A 692-nucleotide genomic window follows, 5' to 3' on the forward strand; every position below is an offset into this window, starting at 1 on the left:
GAAGACAGAACAGGACTGGCTGCTGGAACATACACCGTCATCATCACCGATGCCAACGGATGTACGGCAACCGTAAATGCAACCGTAACACAGCCGGCAACCGCCGTTTCAGGAACCACTGTAGTGACCAACATCGCTTGTAACGGAGCTTCTAACGGGGCCATCAACTTAACTCCGGCGGGAGGGGCTGCACCATACACCTTTAACTGGGGTGGCGGAATTACTACTGAAGACAGAACAGGACTGGCTGCTGGAACATACACCGTCATCATCACCGATGCCAACGGATGTACGGCAACCGTAAATGCAACCGTAACACAACCGGCAACCGCCGTGTCCGGTACCACTGTAGTCACCAACATTGCCTGCAACGGAGCTTCTAACGGTGCCATCAACTTAACTCCGGCAGGTGGAACAGCTCCATACACCTTTAACTGGGGTGGCGGAATTACTACTGAAGACAGAACAGGACTGGCTGCTGGAACATACACCGTCATCATCACCGATGCCAACGGATGTACGGCAACCGTAAATGCAACCGTAACACAACCGGCAACCGCCGTGTCCGGTACCACTGTAGTCACCAACATTGCCTGCAACGGAGCTTCTAACGGTGCCATCAACTTAACTCCGGCAGGTGGAACAGCTCCATACACCTTTAACTGGGGTGGCGGAATCACCACCGAAGACAG

At 53.8% G+C, this 692-nt stretch carries 1 protein-coding gene; it reads left to right on the forward strand.

Features of this window, described 5'->3' with window-relative positions:
• Nucleotides 1–692, forward strand: a 692-nt coding sequence (locus AC4FQ5_RS19740) for a PKD domain-containing protein (RefSeq protein WP_491146274.1), incomplete at both ends; no start/stop codon positions are given.

The organism is Chryseobacterium sp. DT-167 (assembly GCF_058310155.1).